This is a genomic window from Paraburkholderia sp. Ac-20347 (assembly GCF_017104805.1).
Taxonomy (GTDB): Bacteria; Pseudomonadota; Gammaproteobacteria; order Burkholderiales; family Burkholderiaceae; genus Paraburkholderia; species Paraburkholderia tropica.
Map to the genome: position 1 here is coordinate 1 of NZ_JAAGPN010000058.1, position 19,767 is coordinate 19,767.

The 19,767-nt window shown below is 66.4% G+C and carries 18 protein-coding genes, 2 pseudogenes and 2 riboswitches; of the genes and pseudogenes, 13 read left to right on the plus strand and 7 right to left on the minus strand.

Annotation, left to right across the window (positions count from 1 at the left end):
* The 5 genes and pseudogenes from G3N97_RS39435 to G3N97_RS13860 all read left to right on the plus strand — a co-directional run.
* A pseudogene (locus G3N97_RS39435) lies at positions 1–130 on the plus strand (ribokinase); the annotation flags it as partial.
* Positions 131–181: 51 nt separating this feature from the next.
* Positions 182–1,213: an ABC transporter permease gene (locus G3N97_RS13845; protein WP_110329975.1), complete on the plus strand. Its 1,032-nt coding sequence runs from the start codon at positions 182–184 to the stop codon at positions 1,211–1,213.
* 128 nt (positions 1,214–1,341) lie between these two features.
* Positions 1,342–2,346 (plus strand): autoinducer 2 ABC transporter substrate-binding protein, encoded by a 1,005-nt coding sequence (locus G3N97_RS13850; protein ID WP_065065011.1) that lies wholly within the window; start codon positions 1,342–1,344, stop codon positions 2,344–2,346.
* Between the two features lie 94 nt (positions 2,347–2,440).
* Positions 2,441–3,973: a sugar ABC transporter ATP-binding protein gene (locus G3N97_RS13855; RefSeq protein WP_205993723.1), complete on the plus strand. Its 1,533-nt coding sequence runs from the start codon at positions 2,441–2,443 to the stop codon at positions 3,971–3,973.
* A gap of 58 nt (positions 3,974–4,031) precedes the next feature.
* Positions 4,032–5,072 (plus strand): ABC transporter permease, encoded by a 1,041-nt coding sequence (locus G3N97_RS13860; protein WP_110329969.1) that lies wholly within the window; start codon positions 4,032–4,034, stop codon positions 5,070–5,072.
* A gap of 69 nt (positions 5,073–5,141) precedes the next feature.
* Here the strand turns inward: G3N97_RS13860 and G3N97_RS13865 are convergent, their stop codons facing one another.
* From G3N97_RS13865 to G3N97_RS13885, 5 genes are all read right to left on the minus strand, one after another.
* Positions 5,142–5,873 carry a DeoR/GlpR family DNA-binding transcription regulator gene (locus G3N97_RS13865; protein ID WP_205993724.1) on the minus strand — a complete coding sequence of 244 codons (732 nt, stop codon included), beginning with the start codon at positions 5,871–5,873 and terminating at the stop codon, positions 5,142–5,144.
* 155 nt (positions 5,874–6,028) lie between these two features.
* Positions 6,029–8,251 carry a GAF domain-containing protein gene (locus G3N97_RS13870; protein WP_205993725.1) on the minus strand — a complete coding sequence of 741 codons (2,223 nt, stop codon included), beginning with the start codon at positions 8,249–8,251 and terminating at the stop codon, positions 6,029–6,031.
* Positions 8,252–8,488: 237 nt separating this feature from the next.
* Positions 8,489–9,826: a chloride channel protein gene (locus G3N97_RS13875; protein WP_205993726.1), complete on the minus strand. Its 1,338-nt coding sequence runs from the start codon at positions 9,824–9,826 to the stop codon at positions 8,489–8,491.
* A 121-nt stretch (positions 9,827–9,947) separates the two neighbouring features.
* A complete protein-coding gene (locus G3N97_RS13880; protein WP_205993752.1) occupies positions 9,948–10,949 on the minus strand; it encodes a helix-turn-helix domain-containing GNAT family N-acetyltransferase in 1,002 nt (333 codons plus the stop codon).
* Positions 10,950–11,071: 122 nt separating this feature from the next.
* Positions 11,072–11,326, minus strand: a complete 255-nt coding sequence (locus G3N97_RS13885; RefSeq protein WP_205993727.1) for a hypothetical protein — start codon at positions 11,324–11,326, stop codon at positions 11,072–11,074.
* A 151-nt stretch (positions 11,327–11,477) separates the two neighbouring features.
* Between G3N97_RS13885 and G3N97_RS13890 the strand changes: the two genes are divergently transcribed.
* The 5 genes from G3N97_RS13890 to G3N97_RS13910 all read left to right on the plus strand — a co-directional run bounded on the left by G3N97_RS13890 (position 11,478) and on the right by G3N97_RS13910 (position 14,973).
* Positions 11,478–11,732 carry a DUF2934 domain-containing protein gene (locus G3N97_RS13890; protein WP_205993728.1) on the plus strand — a complete coding sequence of 85 codons (255 nt, stop codon included), beginning with the start codon at positions 11,478–11,480 and terminating at the stop codon, positions 11,730–11,732.
* Positions 11,733–11,845: 113 nt separating this feature from the next.
* A riboswitch (Fluoride riboswitch) is annotated at positions 11,846–11,938 on the plus strand.
* Positions 11,939–12,026: 88 nt separating this feature from the next.
* Entirely contained in the window at positions 12,027–12,386 is a 360-nt protein-coding gene (locus G3N97_RS13895) for a DUF190 domain-containing protein (RefSeq protein ID WP_205993729.1), read from the plus strand.
* A gap of 98 nt (positions 12,387–12,484) precedes the next feature.
* Positions 12,485–12,853: a DUF190 domain-containing protein gene (locus tag G3N97_RS13900; protein WP_205993730.1), complete on the plus strand. Its 369-nt coding sequence runs from the start codon at positions 12,485–12,487 to the stop codon at positions 12,851–12,853.
* Positions 12,854–12,930: 77 nt separating this feature from the next.
* Positions 12,931–13,002, plus strand: a riboswitch (Fluoride riboswitch).
* 79 nt (positions 13,003–13,081) lie between these two features.
* Positions 13,082–14,395, plus strand: coding sequence for a voltage-gated chloride channel family protein (locus tag G3N97_RS13905; RefSeq protein ID WP_205993731.1), 1,314 nt, complete (start codon positions 13,082–13,084; stop codon positions 14,393–14,395).
* A 95-nt stretch (positions 14,396–14,490) separates the two neighbouring features.
* Positions 14,491–14,973: a pyridoxamine 5'-phosphate oxidase family protein gene (locus G3N97_RS13910; protein WP_205993732.1), complete on the plus strand. Its 483-nt coding sequence runs from the start codon at positions 14,491–14,493 to the stop codon at positions 14,971–14,973.
* Positions 14,974–14,988: 15 nt separating this feature from the next.
* On the opposite strand, the gene G3N97_RS13915 is transcribed toward G3N97_RS13910, so the two are convergent.
* Positions 14,989–16,287 carry a gallate dioxygenase gene (locus G3N97_RS13915; protein ID WP_205993733.1) on the minus strand — a complete coding sequence of 433 codons (1,299 nt, stop codon included), beginning with the start codon at positions 16,285–16,287 and terminating at the stop codon, positions 14,989–14,991.
* Between the two features lie 159 nt (positions 16,288–16,446).
* Here G3N97_RS13915 and G3N97_RS39440 point away from each other — a divergent pair.
* Positions 16,447–16,650, plus strand: a pseudogene (locus G3N97_RS39440) (LysR family transcriptional regulator); the annotation flags it as partial.
* Positions 16,651–16,878: 228 nt separating this feature from the next.
* Positions 16,879–17,427, plus strand: coding sequence for an Mpo1-like protein (locus G3N97_RS13925; protein WP_205993735.1), 549 nt, complete (start codon positions 16,879–16,881; stop codon positions 17,425–17,427).
* A 56-nt stretch (positions 17,428–17,483) separates the two neighbouring features.
* Here the strand turns inward: G3N97_RS13925 and rarD are convergent, their stop codons facing one another.
* The gene (rarD, locus tag G3N97_RS13930; RefSeq protein WP_205993736.1) at positions 17,484–18,380 is read right to left on the minus strand and encodes an EamA family transporter RarD; all 897 of its coding nucleotides are present in this window, start codon (positions 18,378–18,380) and stop codon (positions 17,484–17,486) included.
* Positions 18,381–18,758: 378 nt separating this feature from the next.
* Between rarD and egtD the strand changes: the two genes are divergently transcribed.
* Entirely contained in the window at positions 18,759–19,739 is a 981-nt protein-coding gene (gene egtD, locus G3N97_RS13935; protein ID WP_205993737.1) for an L-histidine N(alpha)-methyltransferase, read from the plus strand.
* The last annotated feature ends 28 nt before the right edge of the window (positions 19,740–19,767 follow it).

The following is a 19,767-nucleotide window of genomic DNA, read 5'->3' on the forward strand; positions in this document are numbered from 1 at the left end:
GCTCGCGGCCACGCGTTTCGGCTGCGCGCTGGCCGGCATTTCGGTGACGCGGCCGGGCACCGCGCCGTCCATGCCCACGCGCGCGGAAGTGGACGCGATGCTCGCGCGCACGCCCGTCGCGGCGCATTGAAGCGCAAATAAGGCGCGGCGCGCGCTGACGCACACGCAAAGGATGATGTCCATGAAGGCTTCGTTTTTGGCTCGATGTTTCGGCGACCGGCAACTGAATTTTCTGCTGGCCGTGAATCTGCTCGTCGTGCTGGTCGCGATCGCGATTTCGCACGGCCAGTTCGTCGGCATCGACAATCTGCAGTCGATGGGTTCGCAGTTGCCCGAAGTGGCGCTGCTTGCGCTCGGCATCATGCTGTCGATGTTGTCGGGCAACGGCGGCATCGATCTGTCCGGCGTGGGGCTCGCGAATCTCTCGGGCATGATCGCGGCGCTGATCGTGCCGCATGTCGTGAGCGGCGACGATTCGCCTGTGCTCTACACGGCGCTGTTCTGCGTGATCGTGGTGGGCATGGGTTTGATCGGCGGGCTGCTCAACGGCGTCGTGATCGCGCGGCTCGGCCTCACGCCGATTCTCTGCACGCTCGGGACGCAACTGCTGTTCACGGGCATTGCGGTGGCGCTGAGCAACGGCGCGTCCGTGCACGTCGACTATGTCGAACCGCTCGCGGATATCAGCAACGGCAGCTTCTTTCAGGTGCCGATTTCGTTTCTGCTGTTCGTCGCGGTGGTGATCGTGCTCGGCTGGCTGCTGCGGCGCACGCCCTTCGGTCTGCGGCTCTATCTGATGGGCACGAATCAGCGCGCCGCGTTCTATGCGGGCATTCCGCGCGCGCGCATGTTGATTACCACTTACGCGATGTGCGGCGTGCTCGCGTCGCTCGCGGGCCTCGTGAGCGTCTCGCACACGCTCAGCGCGAAATGGGATTACGGCAATTCGTATCTGCTGATCGCGATCCTGATTGCGGTGATGGGCGGCGTGAATCCGTCGGGCGGCTATGGACGCATCATCTGCGTGTTTTTCGCCGCGACGGTGCTGCAATTCCTGTCGAGCCTGTTCAACCTGATGGGCGTGTCGCAATTCTTCGGCGATTGCGCGTGGGGCTTTTTGCTGCTGCTCTCGCTGGCCTTCGCGGGTGCGGAACGCGTGCGCTCGATCTTCGGACTCGGCGCGGCGCAGGGCGCGCGCAAGCGGCCCGGTTGAAGCGGAGCAACGCAAGCGGAACAACGCAAGCAGAGCAACGACAGCATAGCGATACAGCGCGCGGACATCGGGCCTCGGGCGTCCGCCGCCAGACATTTCGGGGCGACAGCGAACAACAAGGAGACAACATGAAGCTCAAACGACTCAGCATGGCGCTCGCGGCGGGCGCACTCGCGGCGGGCACGTTCGCCGCTGCGCAGGCGCAGGACAAGCAGACCATCGTCACGGTGGTGAAGGTGACCGGCATCAGCTGGTTCAACCGCATGGAAGAGGGCGTGAAGGAGTTCGGCAAGGACAATCCGAACATCACCGTCTATCAGACCGGCCCGGGACGCGCCGACGCCGCGCAGCAACTGAAGATCATCGACGACCTGATCGCGAAGAAAGTGAGCGCGATTGCGGTGGTGCCCTACGATCCGCCCACGCTCGAACCGGCGCTCAAGAAGGCGATGGATCGCGGCATCAAGGTCGTCACGCACGAAGCCGACAACGAGAAGAACACGATGGTCGACGTCGAGGCCTTCGACAACAGCGCCTATGGCGCGGCGCTCAACGACCGTCTCGCGACCTGCATGCACAGCGAAGGCAAGTGGGCGACGCTGGTCGGCTCGCTCGGCAGCCGCTCGCAGGTGCAATGGGCGAACGGCGGCATCGACAACGCGAAGAAGAAGTATCCGAAGATGCAGCTCGTGGAGACCAACCTCGAAACCAATAACGACGGTGAGCGCGCCTATGAAGTCGCGAAGGAAACGCTGCGCAAGCATCCGGACCTGAAGGGCTTCCAGGGTTCGTCGTCGCTCGACGTGATCGGCATCGGCCGTGCGGTCGAGGAAGCGGGCCTGCAAGGCAAGATCTGCGTGTACGGCACGGGTCTGCCGACCGAGGCGGGCAAGTACCTCGAAAGCGGCGCGATCAACGGCATCGCGTTCTGGGACCCGAAGCTCGCGGGCATGGCGATGAACAAGATCGCGAAGCTGCTGCTCGATGGCAAGACCGTGGAGAACGGCGCGAATCTCGGCTTGCCGGGCTACGAGAAGGTGACGGTGTCGAAGGGTCCGGGCAAGGGCATCATCGTGCGCGGCCAGGGCTGGGTGAGCGTCGACAAGTCGAACTACAAGCAATATAACTTCTGATCGCACGACGTTGACGTAGGCGTTGAACGTGGCGCGCGTTGTCGCAACGAAGCGAAGCGCGTGCCGCGCGATCGAAGCAAGTGACCGGATCGGGATGAGTGAGGATATGGCTTCGGAACCGTTATTGCAGGTGCTCGGCGTGCACAAGCGCTTCACGGGCGTGCACGCGCTGCGCGGCGTCACGCTCACGTTCGAGCGCGGGCAGATCTATCACCTGCTCGGCGAGAACGGCTGCGGCAAGAGCACGCTCATCAAGATCATCTCGGGCGCGCAGCCGCCCGACGAAGGCGAGATCGTGATCGACGGCGCGCATCATGCGAGTCTGTCGCCGCTCGAATCGCTCGCGGCGGGCATCGAGACCGTCTATCAGGATCTCTCGCTGCTGCCGAACATGAACGTGGCCGAGAACGTCGGCCTCACGGCTGAACTCGCGGAACATGGCGGGCGCCTCTCGCGCACCTTCGACCGGCGCGAACTCGCGCGCACGGCGGCGCGCGCACTCAACGCAGTGGGCCTGCCCGGCGACGCCGATTTCCAGGCCACGCTGATCGAACAATTGCCGCTCGCGACGCGCCAGCTCGTGGCGATTGCGCGCGCCATCGCGAGCGAGGCGAAGTTCGTCATCATGGACGAACCCACGACCTCGCTCACGCAAAAGGAAGTGACGAACCTGATTGCCGTGCTCGCGCAGTTGCGCGCGAGCGGCGTAACCGTGCTGTTCGTGAGCCACAAGCTCGACGAATGCTATGCGATCGGCGGCGAAGTGATCGTGCTGCGCGACGGCCAGAAGGTCACGCAAGGACCGATCACGAATTACACCAAGGCGCAGCTGAGCGAACTGATGACGGGCCGCGCGCTGTCGACCGAGCGCTATCGCGCCGCGTCGGCGGATGCGAACGTCTTGCTCGACGTGCGTGGTCTCGCGCGCGCCGGCGCGTTTCGCGACGTGTCGTTCACGCTGCATCGCGGCGAGATTCTCGGCATCACGGGGCTGCTCGATTCGGGCCGCAACGAACTCGCCCGCGCGCTCGCGGGCGTCGCGCCCGCGCAAAGCGGCAGCATCACGCTCGAAGGCCAGACCATCGCGCTCGCCACGCCCGCCGACGCCAAACACGCGCGCATCGGTTATGTGCCGGAAGATCGCCTGAACGAAGGGCTCTTTCTCGACAAGCCGATTCGCGACAACGTGATCACCGCGATGATTTCCAGCCTGCGCGACCGCTTCGGCCAGATCGACCGCGTGCGCGCCCGCGCGCTCGCCGAAGACACCGTGAAGGAATTGCAGATCGCCACGCCGAACGTGGAGAAGGCCGTGCAGTCGCTTTCGGGCGGCAACCAGCAGCGCGTGCTGATCGGCCGCTGGCTCGCGATCGATCCGCGCGTGCTGATTCTGCATGGCCCGACCGTGGGCGTGGACGTGGGCTCGAAGGACATCATCTATCGCATCATGCAGCGGCTTTCGGAGCGCGGCATCGGCATTCTGCTCGTGAGCGACGACTTGCCGGAACTGCTGCAAAACAGCGACCGCGTGCTGATGATGCGTAAAGGGCGCATCGCCGAGGAGCATCGCGCCGAAGGTTTGACCGAAGCCGAACTGTATCGCGCGTTGCTCGCGGAGGCCGCGTGATGCCCGCCGCGCATTCAATGCCGTTTAGCCCGATGAATCATACGCAGCAGGCAACCGCATGAGCATGAATCAGACCATGAGCACGTCCAACACCGTCGAAGTCGCGCGTCAGTCGCCGCCGCTGAACTGGCGCGCCAAACTTGCGCGCAATCCCGAGTGGTTCACCGGCACGCTGATCGTCATTACCTGCGTGGTCGTGGCGTCGATCAATCCGCGCTTCTTTCAGTGGGCCACGCTGTTCGATCTGCTGCATTCGGCGACCACGACCTCGCTGTTCGCGCTCGGCACGCTCGTGGTGCTGGCGTCGGGCGGCATCGACGTGTCGTTCACGGCCATCGGCGCGCTCACGATGTACGCGATCACCAAGGCCGTGTTCGCCTGGTGGCCCGATGCGCCGTTCGCGCTGATCCTCGTCGCGGGCGCGGTGGGCGGCGTGTTGCTCGGCATGATCAACGGGCTACTCGTACATCGTTTGCAGGCGCCTTCGCTGATCGTGACGATCGGCACGCAGTATCTGTATCGCGGGGTGCTGCTGACTTTCGTCGGCACGGTGTTCTTCATGAATATCCCGCACAGCATGGATCATTTCGGGCGCATTCCGCTGATCGCCTACAAGACCGCCGACGGGCTCAACGCGGTGCTGCCCGCGTCCGCGATCGCGCTCGTGCTGGCCGCGCTGCTCACGTGGTGGCTGCTCAATCGCACGATGATGGGACGCGGCGTCTACGCGATGGGCGGCAGCACGGCGATCGCGGAACGCCTCGGCTTCAATCTGCGCGCGATCCGTCTGTTCGTGTTCGGCTATACGGGTTTTCTGGCGGGCGTGGCGGGCATTCTGCACGTCTCGAACACGCGGCTCGCCAATCCGTTCGATCTGGTGGGTTCGGAACTCGACGTGATCGCCGCCGTGATTCTGGGCGGCGCGCGCATCACGGGCGGCAGCGGGACGGTGGTCGGCACGCTGCTGGGCGTGGCGCTCGTCACGCTCATCAATAACGTGCTGATTCTGATCGGCGTGCCGAGCACCTGGCAGAAGGTGGTGATCGGCGCGTTCATTCTGGTTGCGGGGACGTTGTTCGCGCTGCGCCGGCGCGGCTGAGTTTTATCGACGTCGTCAACAAACCAGCAAACGGGCGGCCGCGTAGTGCGCGGGCCGCCCGTCGCGCATTCAGGCCTTGCTGCGTTTGCGCGGCGCGGCGCCTTTCTCGGTGATGACCGACGCGAAGTCGCCCATCTGCGCGAATCGCCACGCTTTGACGACGCCGATTTTGCTTGCGTCCGCAACGAGATGGCTTTCGACGGCGCTGGCCATCGCGGCCTGCTTGAGCGCCACTTCGTGGAAATTCCAGCACGTCACGCCGCGCGTTTCGTCGAGGCCGCCCGCTGAAATAAAGGCCTTGTTGATGCCCATGCGGCGCAACATCTCCAGGCTTTCGTCGCCCGCGAACGAGTCCGACGACGGCACGTACACGCCGCCCAGCAAGATCATGCGGACGTTGGGCATGCGCCGCAGCACTTCGGCCACATTCAGCGAATAGCACACGGCCGTGATCTGCAGATGCGCGGGAATCAGGCGCGCGAACGCGGCAAGCGTGGTGCCGCAATCGATGAAGATGGTGTCGTTCTCGGCGATCAGACGCGCTGCATGCGCCGAGGCCTGCGCCTTGGCCGCCGCGAAGTGATCCTTCTCGTGTTCGAGCGAATAGCCGGCGGCGTTGGGCACGTGCTCGGCGCTGACGATATAGCCGCCGAGATAGGTGAAGCGCTCGGGATTCGCGCCGATGTCGCGTCGCACGGTCATTTCGGACACGCCGAGCAGCGCGGCCGCGTCCTTCAGATGCATGACGTTGTGTTGGGCGAGCGCGTCGGCGAGCGCCTGCAGCCGGTCGGGTTTGGCCATGTGATCGTCCGCCTTGCGCGCCGGGGAGGGGCGCAAAATCCGTTAGATTTGTATCGATAACTTGATCGGATTATAACAAGGCGGGATGCTCGTGTGACCGGCAATGCAGGTTTGCGCGGGTTTTTAAGCGTGTTTTATGCGTGTTAAGCGATGCGTTACGACGTGCGCTCGGGCAGCGCGGAAGCTGCGGGCAACACGATGCGGATGCAGGCTTCGTCGTCGCTGAACGCGCCCGTGAGCGTGCCGTCGTGACCCTTGACGATCGCGTGCGCGATATATAGCCCGAGGCCGAGTCCGCCGCGATTCGACGGATTGTCGAGCGAGCCGCTCTTGAACGGATCGAGCAGCCGTTCGAACGGCACGGCCGGACGCTCGAGCAGACGATTGCGGATCTCGATGCGCGGCCCTTCGGGCGTGAGCGTGGCGGCGAGCGTGACGCTTTCGCGCGCGTCGCCGTGCTTGCGCGCGTTGCCGAGCAGGTTGGTGAGCGCCTGCGCAAGCCGGTCCGGGTCGATATAGGCGTTGCCGAGATCGCCGTCGATGTGCACGTCGAGCACCATGCCCGGATGCGCGAGGCGCGTCTGTTCGGCGACCGATTCGAGCAGCTCGCGCAACGGCGCGTCCTCGCGCTTGAGGCCGAGCCCCATGCCCGAGCGGATGCGGCTCACGTCGAGGATATAGCCGATCAGCGACTGCATGCGCCGCGTCGAGCCTTCCACGCGCTTGACCGTGTCGTTGCCGGTGGCGAGGCCGCGCCCCATCAGCAGCATCGCCATGTTGATGGTCTGGATCGGATCGCGCAGATCGTGGCCGAGCGTGGCGAGCAGCGTGGTTCTCGCGCGCTCCGATTCGCGCATCTGCACGAGCGCGATTTCCTGCAGGATCGAGCGCAGTTCGCGCGCGGCCAGTTGATCGAATTCGCTCCAGTCGCGGCAACGGCCGTTGACGGTCTGCTTCCAGACTTCGAACGAGCCGCGCGGCGTGAGGCGCGGGCCGTTCGGGCCTTGCGCCACGACCTTGTCGGGCGGCCCGGCCCAGTGAATCGTTTCGACCAGTTCGTCGCGCAGCCACACGATCGTGATGCGGCTGTCGCCCTGCATCTGGATCGCGAGGCAGCCCGCCGCGCGGCTCGCGGCGAGTCCTTGCGCGAGCGTTTCGGGCAGCGCGTCGGCGGCGCTCGCGCAGGCAAGATGGTCGACGCCCGTGCGCGCCATGTGCTGGGCGAGTTCGAGCAGCGTCTCGCGGCTCACGGCGACGGCGTTTTTGCCGCGCAGCACCACTTCGTTATCGACGACGAGCGCGAGCGCTTCGCAGTCGACGAGCGCGGCGATGTCGGGCGCGGCGCGCGCGAGTCCGGCGAGCGGCGCATCGGCTTGCGCGAGTTCACCGGCGATGCGCGTGCGCAGATCGTGGATGCGGCGGTCGGCGTCGGCGCGCTGGGTGGCCTCGATCTGGCCGACCAGAATCGACACGATCTGCGTGAGCACCGTCGACGAAAGCCGCACCGCATGCGACGCGCGATAGGGCGTCATGTGATGGCAGGCGAAGAGACCCCAGAGCTTGCCGTCGCGGATGATCGACACGCTCATCGACGCCGCCACGCCCATGTTGCGCAGATACTCGATATGGATCGGCGAAACGCTGCGCAGCACCGAATGGCTCAGGTCGAACGGCATGCCCGTTTGCGGATGCACGGGCGGTTCGATCGGCACCGGCTCGGCGTTCACGTCGGCGATCAGGCGGATCGGATTGAGCACGTAGAGGCGGCGCGCCTGCTGCGGAATATCGCTCGCGGGATAGCGCTGTTGCAGGTAGGCGGGCAGGTCGTCGCGCTTCGCTTCGGCGATCACTTCGCCGCTGCCGTCGGCCATGAAGCGATAGCCCATCACGCGGTCGAAGCCGGTCATCGCACGGATCGCTTCGGCGGCGGCCTGCAGCAACTGCCGGACGTTTTCGTGGCGCGCGGCCTGCAAACGCTGGATCGCGCGCTGCGCGAACAGCGCGAATTGCGTGGCGGCCGGCGACTTCAGGCTGATCTGTTCGAACTCGACGACGAGCGTGTCGTCGGTCCAATGCATGATGAGGTCGAAGCGCTCGCCCGTCGCGCCCTTGCACTCGACGCTCTCGCTCGTCATCTCGCGGTCGGCGAGCGCGGCGCGGATCGTCTGGCGCGAGAGCGGGCTCAGGTGCAGGTCGGTGATCGGCTCGCCCAGTTCGGGCACGGCGCCGAGCCACTCGCGCGCGTTGGCGCTGCGCGCGGTCAGGCGGCCTTGCGTGTCGAAACACAGCAGCGCGCCATGCGGCTGGACGCGGCCCAGCAGATGAATCGGCTCGCGGTCGCAGTTCGCGACGATTTCGGCGATTTCGGGCTTGTTCAAGGTCGGGTGGCTTCGGCTCGGACGGACGCGCGCAGAGGGCCTGCGGATTTCGCGTGACTTTCGCATTGTCCGCGAAGCATGCGCGCGCTGCCAAGGAGAATCGTGGCGCGGGGCGCGATCCGATGCGCTGCGATTACGTGAGCCGATGCGGCGAGGGGAACGGGCGAGGGGCGTTCGTCGCGCGATGCGTTGTGGGTGCGCGATGGGTGCGCTGCGGGTGCGCGCCCGCTGTGTCGCTCAGGCGCCCGTGCGCTCCGACTGCCGCGTGGCGAGCGCTTCTGCCTTGCGCGCGGGTGCTTGCGCGGACATCTTCGCAAGCAGGGCGGGCAGCGCGCGGAAGGTCAGCACCGAACCGGCCACGGCGAGCAGCAGCGGGAACAGCAGGTCGTGGCTCGCGTGCGTGAACTCGACGATCAGCACGATCGCGGTGAGCGGCATCTGCATCGACGCGGCGAGGAACGCGCCCGCGCCGATCAGCGCGCACGCACCGGGCGCCATGCCGGGCAGGAAATGATTCCAGACGCCGCCGAGCACGACCGCGAGCAGCGCGCCGTTCGTCAGGCCCGGCGTGAGCAGGCCGCCTTCGGCGCCCGCACGCAGCGTCGACGCTTCGATGGCCACCTTGAGCACGAGCAGCGCCGCCGCGAGTCCGATGCCGAGTTCGCCGCCGAACGAAAGCGACGCCGCGCCCTTGCCGTTGCCCGCGAGTTGCGGAAAGACCATCGTCAGCGCGCCGATTGCCGCGAAGTTCAGCACCGAGAGCGCGACGAGATTCACGCCGCGCGGCGCATGGGCGCGCGCGCTCGACGTCAGTTGCACGAAGCCATAGGCGGCGAGGCCGAACAGCGGCCCGCAGACGGCGGCCCAGATCAGTAGTGGCGCGCTCGCCACGAAGGCGGGCACGACGTATTGCTGCTCGTTGCCGAGGCCGCTCCAGGCGACGACGGCGGCGACCGTCGAGGTCACGAGCGCGGCGATCATCGCGCGCGGCGCGAAGGTGCCGAGCAGCACTTCGAGCACGAATACGGCGCCGCCGAGCGGCACGTTATAGACGGCCGCGAGGCCCGCGCCCGCGCCGCAGGCCACGATCAGGCGGCAGTCGTCGCTGGTGAGACCGGCGCGATGCGCGAGGCGTCCGGCGAACAGCGAGCCGATTTCGCGCGGCGCGACTTCGCGGCCGAGCGGCGAACCGAGCGCCACGGTCACGATCTGCAGCAGCGCGTGCACGACGGTGCTCACGAACGGCATACGCGGATCGGCCGAGGCCACCGCCTTGCGGATGCTCACGAGCGGCTTGCCGTATCGATACAGCGCGGCCCAGCCGAGACCGGCGACGAGCCCGCATGCGCTCAGCACGATCAGGCGGCGCAGCGGCGCGGCGGCGCTCACGCCATCGAGAAAGCTTTCGTGGCCGACGAGCTGCCCGAGGCTGTAGCCATAAGAGACGTGCTGGACGAAGTGCAGCAGCAGCGCGAGCGCCATGCCGCCCAGGCCCGCGCCGACGCCAGTCAACACGGTGACGAGCGCGAAAGCGAGTGGTTTGCTGGGTGCGGCGGTGGCGGGACGAGCGTTCATGGCGGCTGCCTGGGGCATCGGGTTATTGATTACGGGATAACCCGCATGCTACCGGCTCGCGCGTATGTTTGTGGTGACTTATTTTGATAGATTGATGAGCTTGACGCATAGACGCTGCCGCTCAAGCGCCGTGCCGACTCCGGGTAAAGCGTTGCTCGGTGACTTTCGTGCCCCATTGATCGCCTTCGGCTTCGCTGACGAGGCTGAATCCGAACGATTCGTAAAGATGGCGCGCCGCGTGCAGGCCTTTGAAGGTCCACAAATACGTTTCGTTGAAACCCGCGTCGTCGACGAATTGCATCGCCTGGGTCATCAGTTGCCGCCCGACGCCCGAGCCGCGCAGGCTGTCGTCGACGATGAACCAGCGCAGGTGCGCGACGCCGCTCGCCAGGTCGCCGTCGATGGCCAGCGATGCGAGTGCGCGGCCGTTCTCCACATAGAGCCAGAGCGCCTTGCCGGCGGCGGGCAACGCGCCCGCGAATGTGGCCAGCTCGGTCGCCACGCGCTGCTCGAAGAATGCGCCGAAGCCCCAATGCGCCGAATAAAACCGCGCGTGCAGGCTCGCGATATCGCCGATACAGCCTGGCTGGTAGCCGTCGACGATGGCGCCGTCGCGCGCGGAATCGGCGGGTTTCGGGCCTGACGCCGGGCCGGACTTCTGGTTGGGGTTGTCCTGTGAGAGCGCATCGGCGTAGAGCGCGAGCGAGCGCACGAGCGCGTGCTGCTCCGACGGCACCATGCGCCGCAGCGCGTGCGAGACCTGATCGGTGGCGAAGCGGTCGATGCGCTGGCGCAGCGTTTCGCCCGCAGGCGTCAGATGCAGCAGCGACGAGCGGGCGTCTTCGGTGGAGGCGGTGCGCTGCACGAAACCGGCCGCTTCGAGTCGCGCGACCTGGCGGCTGGTGTTCGATTTGTCGAGACGCAGGATCTGGCCGAGATCCTTTGCGCTGATGCCGGGCGTCGCGCCGATCTCGATGACGGCGTGCACGGCCGAAGGCGCGAGGTCGCTATCGGCGAGTGTTGTGCGCATAAAGCCCAGTTCGCGCACCAATTTCCGCGAAAAATCGCGTATTTCGAGAATCGTGCTGTCTCGGGGCGTGGCGGGAACATCGACGAAATCCATGGCGCGACTCGCATTGAACGTGTGAATCGTCAATATAGTTGCGAGTCGCAACCAATTCAAGCGGGAAATCGATGGCGGGGCGTCGAGTGGCGTCGAGCAGCGTGGATGAGCGTCAGCGCGCCTTAGCTTTGTCCCGAATGGCGCAGCCGTTTGAGCACGAGCACGCAGAGCGCAGGCAGATGCACCACGCCCATGCCCGTGGCGATCACGGCCCACGGCGGCGCGGCGGGCCCGGCCAGCATCGCGGAAATCACGCCGAACGCGAGCCCGACGAGCAGCAGCACCGCGTGGGCGATCACGCGTTTGCGCAATCCGGCCGTGTAGCGCGGCAGCGTTACGTGGACCCAGGCGACGATCAGCAGGGCAACGGTGGTCACGGCGGGAAACATACGATTTTTCTACCTTCTCTACGTTCGATCGACAGATATAGCGTGTTCCACGCGATGCCGCAACGCACGCAGGCGGGCATCGCGATTGCGCTGAAACGGGCAGTCAGAGGTCGCGAGCTTTCAACGGAGGGCAGCCATCATGAACGACGAACGCGAAGAACGCATCCGCCGCCGCGCGTATCAGCTTTGGGAAGACGACGGCTCGCCCGAAGGCAAGGCCGACGAGTATTGGGGCCGCGCCGAAAAGCAGGTCGCCGCCGAATACGATGCCGAGGGCGAAGTGTCGGACGTCGCCACCGATCAGGCGGCCAAGCGCCGTCACGCCGGCGCGCCGCTTCAGGAGGCGGATGTGATGCCGCCCGCCGAACTCGCGCGCGACAAACGGCGCGGCTGATCGGGCAGTTGATCGGGCGGCTGTTTGACCGCTGAAAGCTGGCGGAAAGGGCCCCGCACGCGCTTGCCAGCCGAGCCGTTCGCGCGAACGGATGCTAGGCACGGGTGCTAAACTCGTGCGCAGGAGATGGCATTCCTCCTGCATTTTCCCCAACCGCCGGACCGGTCGCTTTGCTTCCTGCTCCGGCTGATGATGCCTGCGAGTCCTGGGTCGGGACATTGCAGGCTTGCGCCTGGCGTGTCACCGCCCAGCGTGTTTAGCGCATCGACCATCGCGCACGCGTCGGAGAGAGCCATGCAAGGCAGCCAACTGACCATTTACGTAGCGAACCAGACCCATCGCGTTCATCACCATCCCATCGTCGAATGGATCCTCGACGAAGCGCGTCAAGCCGATATTCCCGGCGCGACAGTCCTCGCGGTGGCCGAGGGCATCGACACGCAGGGGCGCTATCATGCGGCGCGTTTCTTCGAACTGGCCGAGCAATCGGTGGCGATCACCTTGATTGCCGACGATGCGAGCATCGACGTGTTGCTCGACAAGCTCGCGGGCGCGGGCGTGCGTCTGTTCTACACACGAGCGCCGATCGAATACGACTCGCTGGGCGAGAACGCAAGCGTCGAAGAAAACGACGACGCAAGCGACGTCGCGTAGAACGGCTCGCGAACCCGGCACGAACGTCGGCGCCGCGGCCGGTGGACTAGAATGGAAACGTATCCCGCAGGCATTCCGCCACGCGGCCGAGGCGCGTCATGCACGGCTATCAGCTCACGTTCTACACCGAACAGAATTGCCACCACGGTCATCGGACGGTGTGTGAATGGCTGCTGCACGAAGCGAAGCAACTCGGCATTCAGGGCGCGACCGTGATTCATTGCGCGCAAGGCACCGGCCACGCGGGCGAGCATCACGCGGCGCATCTGCTCAAGCTCGCCGACCAGCCCGTGCAGATCATGCTCGCCGTCACCGAGGACGAAGCCGAGCGCCTGCTCGAAGCCGTCAAGGCCGCGCAGGTGAAGGTGTTCTACACGCGCTCGCCAGTCGAGTTCGGTCTGATCGGCGAACACGCGCCGCCGGGCGCGACGAAGCGCTTCGCCCTGTTCGGACGCAAGCCGCACTGAGTCCGCGAACCCGGTTCACGGCTTCATCCGCCGCAATTTGTTCAGTTGCGGCGCGCAGGCTTGTCGCATAAAATCGCGGCTCTTTCGGAGATGGCATTCCTCCCGTAACCGCACCGCTTCCCGGCGGCGCTGATGATGCCTACGAGTTCCTGGGTGCAGGAGGTCGTGGGCCGTCCATGCGACGTCTCCTGTCGCCCGGGTTTGACGTCGACTCAAACCTGGATCGCAATGAAATACCTGAAGTCTCTCGAATCGTTCGCGATGGTCGTGTACCTCGCGCGCTGGCTGCTGCTTTCCTGCGTGCTCGGCGCGCTCGCGGGCACGGCCTCGGCGGTGTTCCTCTTCGCACTCGATCTCGCGACCGGCACGCGCGTCGCGCATCCCTGGCTGCTGTGGCTCCTGCCGTTCGCGGGTCTCGCGACGGGCTGGGTGTATCTGCGCTTCGGCCAGTCGGTCGAGGGCGGCAATAATCTGCTCATCGACGAAATCCACGATCCGCAGAAAATCGTGCCCAAGCGCATGGGCCCGCTGGTGCTGGCGGCGACCGTCGTCACGCATCTGTTCGGCGGCTCGGCGGGGCGCGAGGGCACGGCGGTGCAGATGGGCGGCGCGCTCGCCGACCGCATCACGCATCTGCTCGGCCTTGGCCGCGAAGATCGCCGCATTTTGCTGATGGGCGGCATCGCGGCGGGTTTCGCGTCGGTGTTCGGCACGCCGCTCGCGGGCGCGATTTTCGGGCTCGAAGTGCTCGCCATCGGTCGCCTGCGCTACGACGCGCTGCTGGTCTGCGTGGCGTCGGCGCTGGCCGCCGATCAGGTCTGCCGGCTCTGGGGCATCGAGCACACGGTCTATACGATTGCGTTCGTGCCGCACGCGTCGGCGGCCGGGTTGGCGTCGGCGATCGTCGCGGGCATCGCGTTCGGTCTCGTCGGCATGCTGTTCGCGGATTCGACGCACGCGTTGTCCGCGTTCGTGAAGCGCAAGATCGCCTGGGCGCCCGCGCGCCCCTTCGTGGGCGGCGTCGTCGTCGCGGTGGCGGCGACCGCGCTCGGCGTGCCGCAGTTTCTCGGGCTGGGCATTCCGACCATCGTGCAGGCGTTCCAGCAGCCGCTGCCGGTCTACGACTTCGCGGGCAAGTTCGCCTTCACGGTCGTCACGCTCGCGTCCGGCTTCAAGGGCGGCGAGGTCACGCCGCTGTTCTATATCGGCGCGACGCTCGGCAATGCGCTCGGCCACGTGCTCGCGCTGCCGATGCCGGTGCTGGCGGGGCTCGGTTTCGTCGCCGTGTTCGCGGGCGCGGCCAATACGCCGATCGCCTCGACCGTCATGGCGATCGAGCTGTTCGGCGCGGATATCGGCGTGTACGCGGCGCTGGCCTGCGTGGTCGCGTATCTGTTTTCGGGGCACACGGGCATTTATCGCGCGCAACGCGTGGGGCAGGCGAAGCATCCGCTGCTGCCGGCGGGCGTGCGGCTGTCGGAGATTCCGGCGCTGCGCCGCGCGCGTCGCGACGAGGCGCGTGCCGCGAGCGAAGTGAAGTGAACTGAAGTGAATGAAGCGCCGGGCGTTTGACGGCGTGGCGCGCATCGCGTCAAAAGACGCGAAAATGGCGTGAGACTGTGAGCAAGGAGAAGTCGATGCAGAAGTCGATGGACGAGCCGGAAGCGATCAACAGATTGCCCGACGCGGTGCGCGCGCGTTTCGACGGCACGCATCTCGACGCCGCGACGGGCGAGGCGATCCGCCTCTCGACGGTTGCCGCCGACGGCTGGCCGCACGGCGCGCAACTGAGTGTCGGCGAGATCCTCGCGCTGAGCGCGAGCGAATTGCTGATCGCGATCTGGCCGCAGTCGAACACCACGCGCAATCTGCGGCGCGACGGCCGCTTGACGCTCTCGCTGGTCCACGATGGCGCGATGCTCGAAATTCGCGGCGAGGCGAGCGAACTCGCCCAGCCGCCGCTCGATCTTGCGGTGTTTCGCGTGCGCATCGTCTCGGTCGACGGACATCGCGCGAAATACGCCGACGTGCTCAATGGCGTGACGTATCGCCTTCACGAACCCGAGAGCGTGCTCGCGCGTTGGCGCGAGCAGATCGCGAAGCTGCGCGCGATTGTCTGAGCGCCGCGCGGCGGTTTAGTCCTGCTTGTTCGCTTCGGACCACGCATCGGCTTCCTTCGTGTCGCCCGTCACCGAATACAGCACCTGCGTGTTGCGCGTCTTGAGAAAATCCTCGAGCGCCTCGCCGCGCATGGCCGCGTAAATGTGCAGATTCGAGGTGCCGACCACCGCGCCGAGTTTCTCCAGCATGAAGAAAATCACGCCGTAGTGAATCAGCCCGCGCCAGTCGCGTCGGCGCACCAGGTCGCGTTCCTCTTCGCTCAGGCCTGCCGCTTCGAAGGTGCTTTCCGGATCTTCCAGGAAGGCGCGGCGATGCGATGCGTCGATCAGCTCGTGCAGATATTTATTGAGCCGATACGCCTTCACGCTCGTCGCCACATCGAACGGATAGGTGCCCGTGAGCGTCTGCGCGCCGTCGAGCTGACGCGCCATGCGCGCGCGATGGCGCGCCTGCGCCTCGCCCGGCAGCGCCGCCGCCGTGTTTTCGAGCACGAGCGTACCGATGCCCGTCATCGACGGCAGGTAGTAGCCGCTGTGCACCTTCTTCACGCTGGACGCGAGCGCGCCGCGCATGATCAGCCACATGATGACTTCCGCGCCTTCGAGGCCGCCCAGTTCGGCGTACTCGGCGTGCGTGAGTTCCGCGAGCGCTTCGGGGTCGTTCGCGATGGCGTCCATGAACTGATGGTCCCACGGCACGTTGTTGAAACCCGCGCGCTCGCCGTGAACCTGGTGCGAGAGGCCGCCCGTCGCCATCACGACGACGCGCAGATCCTCGGGATAGCTTTCGACCGCGCGGCGCAGCGCCTGGCCGAGCCGGAAGCAGCGGCGCGCGCTCGGAATCGGGAATTGCAGCACGCCGACCTGAAGCGGCACGACGCGCACGGGCCAGCCTTGAGCGTCGTGGTCGAGCAGCGCCGACATCGGCGAGAAGAAGCCGTGATCGAGCGGCTTGTCCTGGAAGAACGCCATGTCGAACTCGTCGGCCACGAGGCTGCGGGCGATGTGCTGCGCGAGCTGCGTATCGCCGCCGATGGCGGGCAGGGCGCGCGCGCCGCCGCCTTCGTCCGCGACTTCATAGCGCTCGCCGATGCCGAGCGCGAACGCCGAGTAATGATCGAAGAAGAACGAGGTGACGTGGTCGTTGTAGACGTAGACGATGACGTCCGGCTTCTGCTCGCGCAGCCAGCGTTTGACCGGTTCGAAGGTCGCGAAGATGGGCGCCCAGGCCGGGTCGTCCTGTTTGTGCGCGTCGAGCGCGAAACCAATGGTGGGCGTATGCGAAACGGCGATGCCGCCGACGATCGTGGCCATGAGTCTCCTCCTGCTGGCAGTTTATTTGGGCGAATGGGCCGACTCTAAACTTGCATTCAGGTTATGTAAATTGACTTTGAGCGTGACTTTTCATAACCTCAGGTGATGAATTTCGACGACTCATTCGACCCGGATCACGCCCCTGGAACACCCGCCGCGATGCGCGCGCTGATCGCCGCGCGGCTGCGTCTGCGGCATCTGAACTGCATCGTGGCGATCGCCCAGGAGCGCACGCTCGCGCGCGCCGCCGCGCGGCTGAATCTGAGCCAGCCCGCCGTGTCCAAGACGCTCGCGGAGCTGGAGCAATGGGCGGGCGCGCGGCTCGTCGAGCGCGGCCGCAACGGCGCGGCGCTCACGGCGGCGGCATCGTCGGTGTCAGCGACGTTGGCGGCGGCAGCTGAGGAGGCAGGCGAGGCGGGACGGGTCGAAGTCATCGGATCGGGTCGGTGCCGGCGCGCGGGATCATGGCGCGGTGCAGCGGTAACAAGCGCGGTAGAAAGCGCGGCAAAAAACGCGGCAACTGTCGGCTAGCCGAAGGTTCGGGGCCGCGCGCCCGACGATCATAATGATTTTGGAGACAGAGTGGCATCCATGAGAAACCTGACAGAGCAGCTCACCCAATACGCCGGCTATCATCGCGACGCCCGCAATATCGCCACGCATTTCGTCGGCATTCCGATGATCGTGCTGGCGCTCGCCGTGCTGCTCTCGCGTCCGGCGTTCGCCGTCGCCGGGTGGCCGCTCGCCGCCGTGCCGCTCTCGCCAGCGTGGCTGCTGTTCGGCGGCGCGACGCTCTATTACCTCGTGCTCGACGTGCCGCTCGGCGCGATGATGGCCGTGTTTTCGGCGTTCTGTCTCGGCGTGGGCGCGTGGCTCGCGCGCGAGTCCACGGCCGTGTGGCTCGCGGCCGGCGTCGGGCTGTTCGTGGTCGGCTGGATCTTCCAGTTCGTCGGCCACGTGGCGTGGGAGCATCGCAAGCCCGCCTTCGTCGACGACGTGATCGGCCTGATCGTCGGTCCGCTGTTCGTGCTCGCGGAAGCGCTGTTCGCGCTTGGCTGGCGCCCCGCGTTGCGCGAGGCGATCGAAGCGAAAGTGGGCCCGACGCGTATCAATCCGCCGCGCGCGCAGCACGCGCAGTGACCACCCGCAGTGAGCCTGGCCAGCGCGCGCCGCTTCTTCACCGCTTCTTCACCCCATCAGCGTGACACGCGCACGAGACGCGCGCCGTGCAGCGCCGTCAACGCCACGGCCAGCCAGATCGGCACATAGGTCGCGAGCTGACGCGCGCCCAGATGCTCGCCGAGCAGCGTCACCGACACCACCACGAGCAGCACCGGCTCCACATAACCGAGGATGCCGAACAGCGCCATCGGCAGCAGCCGGCTCGACTTCAGAAAGGTCGCGAGCGCAGCCGTGCTGATCACGCCCAGCCCCGGCAGCAGCACCCACGCGAGCAGCGCATGCTGGCCGAGCAGCGCGAGCGAGCCGCCCGCATGCACTTCGATAAAGGCCACGGGCAGCAGCAGCACCATCTCGATGGCGAACATCGCCAGCGAATCCGCGTGGATCTTGCGGCGCAGCACGAAGTAGGGCGGATAACCGAGCGCCGTGATCAGCGTCGGCCACGAAAACGCGTGCGTGGCCCAGAGTTCGTGCGCCACGCCCACCGCCGCGCAGGCCACCGCGATCCATTGCAGCGGCTCGAGGCGCTCGTGATAGTAGTAGCGTCCGACCAGCACCATCACCAGCGGCAGCATGAAATAGCCGAGCGACACCTCGAGCATGCGGCCGTGCAGCGGCGCCCACAGAAATACCCATAACTGCACGCCGAGCAGGGCCGCGCCCGCCACCAGCATCAGCGCGATGCGTGGGTCGCGGATCGCGCGCGCCACCAGGTCCCGCATGTGCGGCAGACGCTTGCGCAGCACCACCAGCGCGAGCGCGCCGGGCACGGTCCAGATCACGCGCCACGCGAAGATGTCGAGGCCGCCGAGCGGCGCGAGCAGCAAGGTGTACGCCGACATCAGCGCGAACAGCGCCGAAGCGGTCACGGAAAGCGCGATGCCGCGCCCGGGTTCGTAGCTTATCGACATGTCGGCGGGCGCGGAAAATCGGAATCGGCTGGCACGGCGGGCAGCGAGGCGAGGGCGGCGGCGCGTCGGTGCAACGCGGCGGACGCCGGAAAAAGCGTTGTCATTTGAATGTTGTATTGATTTAGCAGCGGCCGGATGCAGCGCTCGCGCCGGTCGGCCTGCCGGCATTCTAGTCTCCCGCAAGCCGCGCCGGAACGGCGGGCACGGCCGATGCTGCCTCTGCCGAGGCAGCGAAACCGCCAATTTAGTCCGTGAATTGCACGCAATGATGGACTAGAACGTAAGTCTCGCTTCGGAACCGCCCACCGGCCGCCGCGCATCGCGGCCACGCCGCCACCGCGTACACGCCACCCGCCGTCCAACGCAACTGGAGCCCGCATGTCACTTCCTGCGTCCCGCCCCACGCCGCAGCCAGGCCCGCCTTCCACCTTCGCCGCCGACGTCCGCGCGGGTCTCACGCACGCGCCGCAGAAGGAATTGCCGTCGATGTATCTGTATGACGAAGTCGGTTCGGCGCTGTTCGAGGTCATCACGGTCTTGCCCGAATACGGCGTCACGCGCGCCGAGGAGCGCCTGCTCACGCGCTACGCCAACGAGATCGTCGAAGCGCTGCCCGCCGACGTCAAGGTCGCCGAACTCGGCAGCGGCAGCGGCCGCAAGACGCGCCGCATTCTCGAAGCGCTGTGCCGCAAGCGTCCCACCGCGTATTGTCCGATCGAGATTTCGCGCACCGCGCTGCAACTGTGCCACCGCGAACTGGCCGACATCGAACGCATTTCGATCGTCGGCTACGAGCGCGACTATCTGGCCGGTCTCGCCGAAGTGAGCCGTCAACGCAAGGACGGCGAGCGCCTGTTCGTGCTGTTTCTGGGCAGCACCATCGGCAATTTCGCGCGCCTCGCGGCGACGCGTTTTCTGCGCGACATCCGCGCGATGCTGCGTCCCGGCGACACGCTGCTGCTCGGCACCGACCTCGTGAAGCCCGTCGATACGCTGATCGCCGCCTACGACGATGCGATCGGCGCGACGGCCGCGTTCAACCTGAACCTGCTCTCGCGCATCAATCGCGAACTCGACGGCGACTTCGACCTGCACGACTTCGAGCACGTCGCACGCTTCAATCCCGACGTGCGCAGCGTGGAAATGCACCTGCGCGCGAAGCGTCACGTCGAGGCGCACGTGGGCGCGGCGCGCCTGAGCATCGAACTGGAGCCGGGCGAGACCATCTGGACCGAAAGCAGCCACAAGTATCACGCCGACGAAATCCCCGCGATCGCCGCCGATGCGGGCTTCGAATGCGAGCGCCAGTGGGTCGAGAAGGAGTGGGGTTTCGCGGAAAGCCTGCTCGCGGTGCGCTGACCCGCGCGTCGTTTTCCCGAGCCGGAAT

Coding starts and splice junctions, on each gene's coding strand:
- G3N97_RS13845 (WP_110329975.1), top strand. CDS start 182: ATGAAGGCTTCGTTTTTGGCTCGATGTTTCGGCGACCGGCAACTGAAT.
- G3N97_RS13850 (WP_065065011.1), top strand. CDS start 1,342: ATGAAGCTCAAACGACTCAGCATGGCGCTCGCGGCGGGCGCACTCGCG.
- G3N97_RS13855 (WP_205993723.1), top strand. CDS start 2,441: ATGAGTGAGGATATGGCTTCGGAACCGTTATTGCAGGTGCTCGGCGTG.
- G3N97_RS13860 (WP_110329969.1), top strand. CDS start 4,032: ATGAGCATGAATCAGACCATGAGCACGTCCAACACCGTCGAAGTCGCG.
- G3N97_RS13865 (WP_205993724.1), bottom strand. CDS start 5,873: ATGGCCAAACCCGACCGGCTGCAGGCGCTCGCCGACGCGCTCGCCCAA.
- G3N97_RS13875 (WP_205993726.1), bottom strand. CDS start 9,826: ATGAACGCTCGTCCCGCCACCGCCGCACCCAGCAAACCACTCGCTTTC.
- G3N97_RS13880 (WP_205993752.1), bottom strand. CDS start 10,949: ATGGATTTCGTCGATGTTCCCGCCACGCCCCGAGACAGCACGATTCTC.
- G3N97_RS13890 (WP_205993728.1), top strand. CDS start 11,478: ATGAACGACGAACGCGAAGAACGCATCCGCCGCCGCGCGTATCAGCTT.
- G3N97_RS13895 (WP_205993729.1), top strand. CDS start 12,027: ATGCAAGGCAGCCAACTGACCATTTACGTAGCGAACCAGACCCATCGC.
- G3N97_RS13900 (WP_205993730.1), top strand. CDS start 12,485: ATGCACGGCTATCAGCTCACGTTCTACACCGAACAGAATTGCCACCAC.
- G3N97_RS13905 (WP_205993731.1), top strand. CDS start 13,082: ATGAAATACCTGAAGTCTCTCGAATCGTTCGCGATGGTCGTGTACCTC.
- G3N97_RS13910 (WP_205993732.1), top strand. CDS start 14,491: ATGCAGAAGTCGATGGACGAGCCGGAAGCGATCAACAGATTGCCCGAC.
- G3N97_RS13915 (WP_205993733.1), bottom strand. CDS start 16,287: ATGGCCACGATCGTCGGCGGCATCGCCGTTTCGCATACGCCCACCATT.
- G3N97_RS13925 (WP_205993735.1), top strand. CDS start 16,879: ATGAGAAACCTGACAGAGCAGCTCACCCAATACGCCGGCTATCATCGC.
- rarD (WP_205993736.1), bottom strand. CDS start 18,380: ATGTCGATAAGCTACGAACCCGGGCGCGGCATCGCGCTTTCCGTGACC.
- egtD (WP_205993737.1), top strand. CDS start 18,759: ATGTCACTTCCTGCGTCCCGCCCCACGCCGCAGCCAGGCCCGCCTTCC.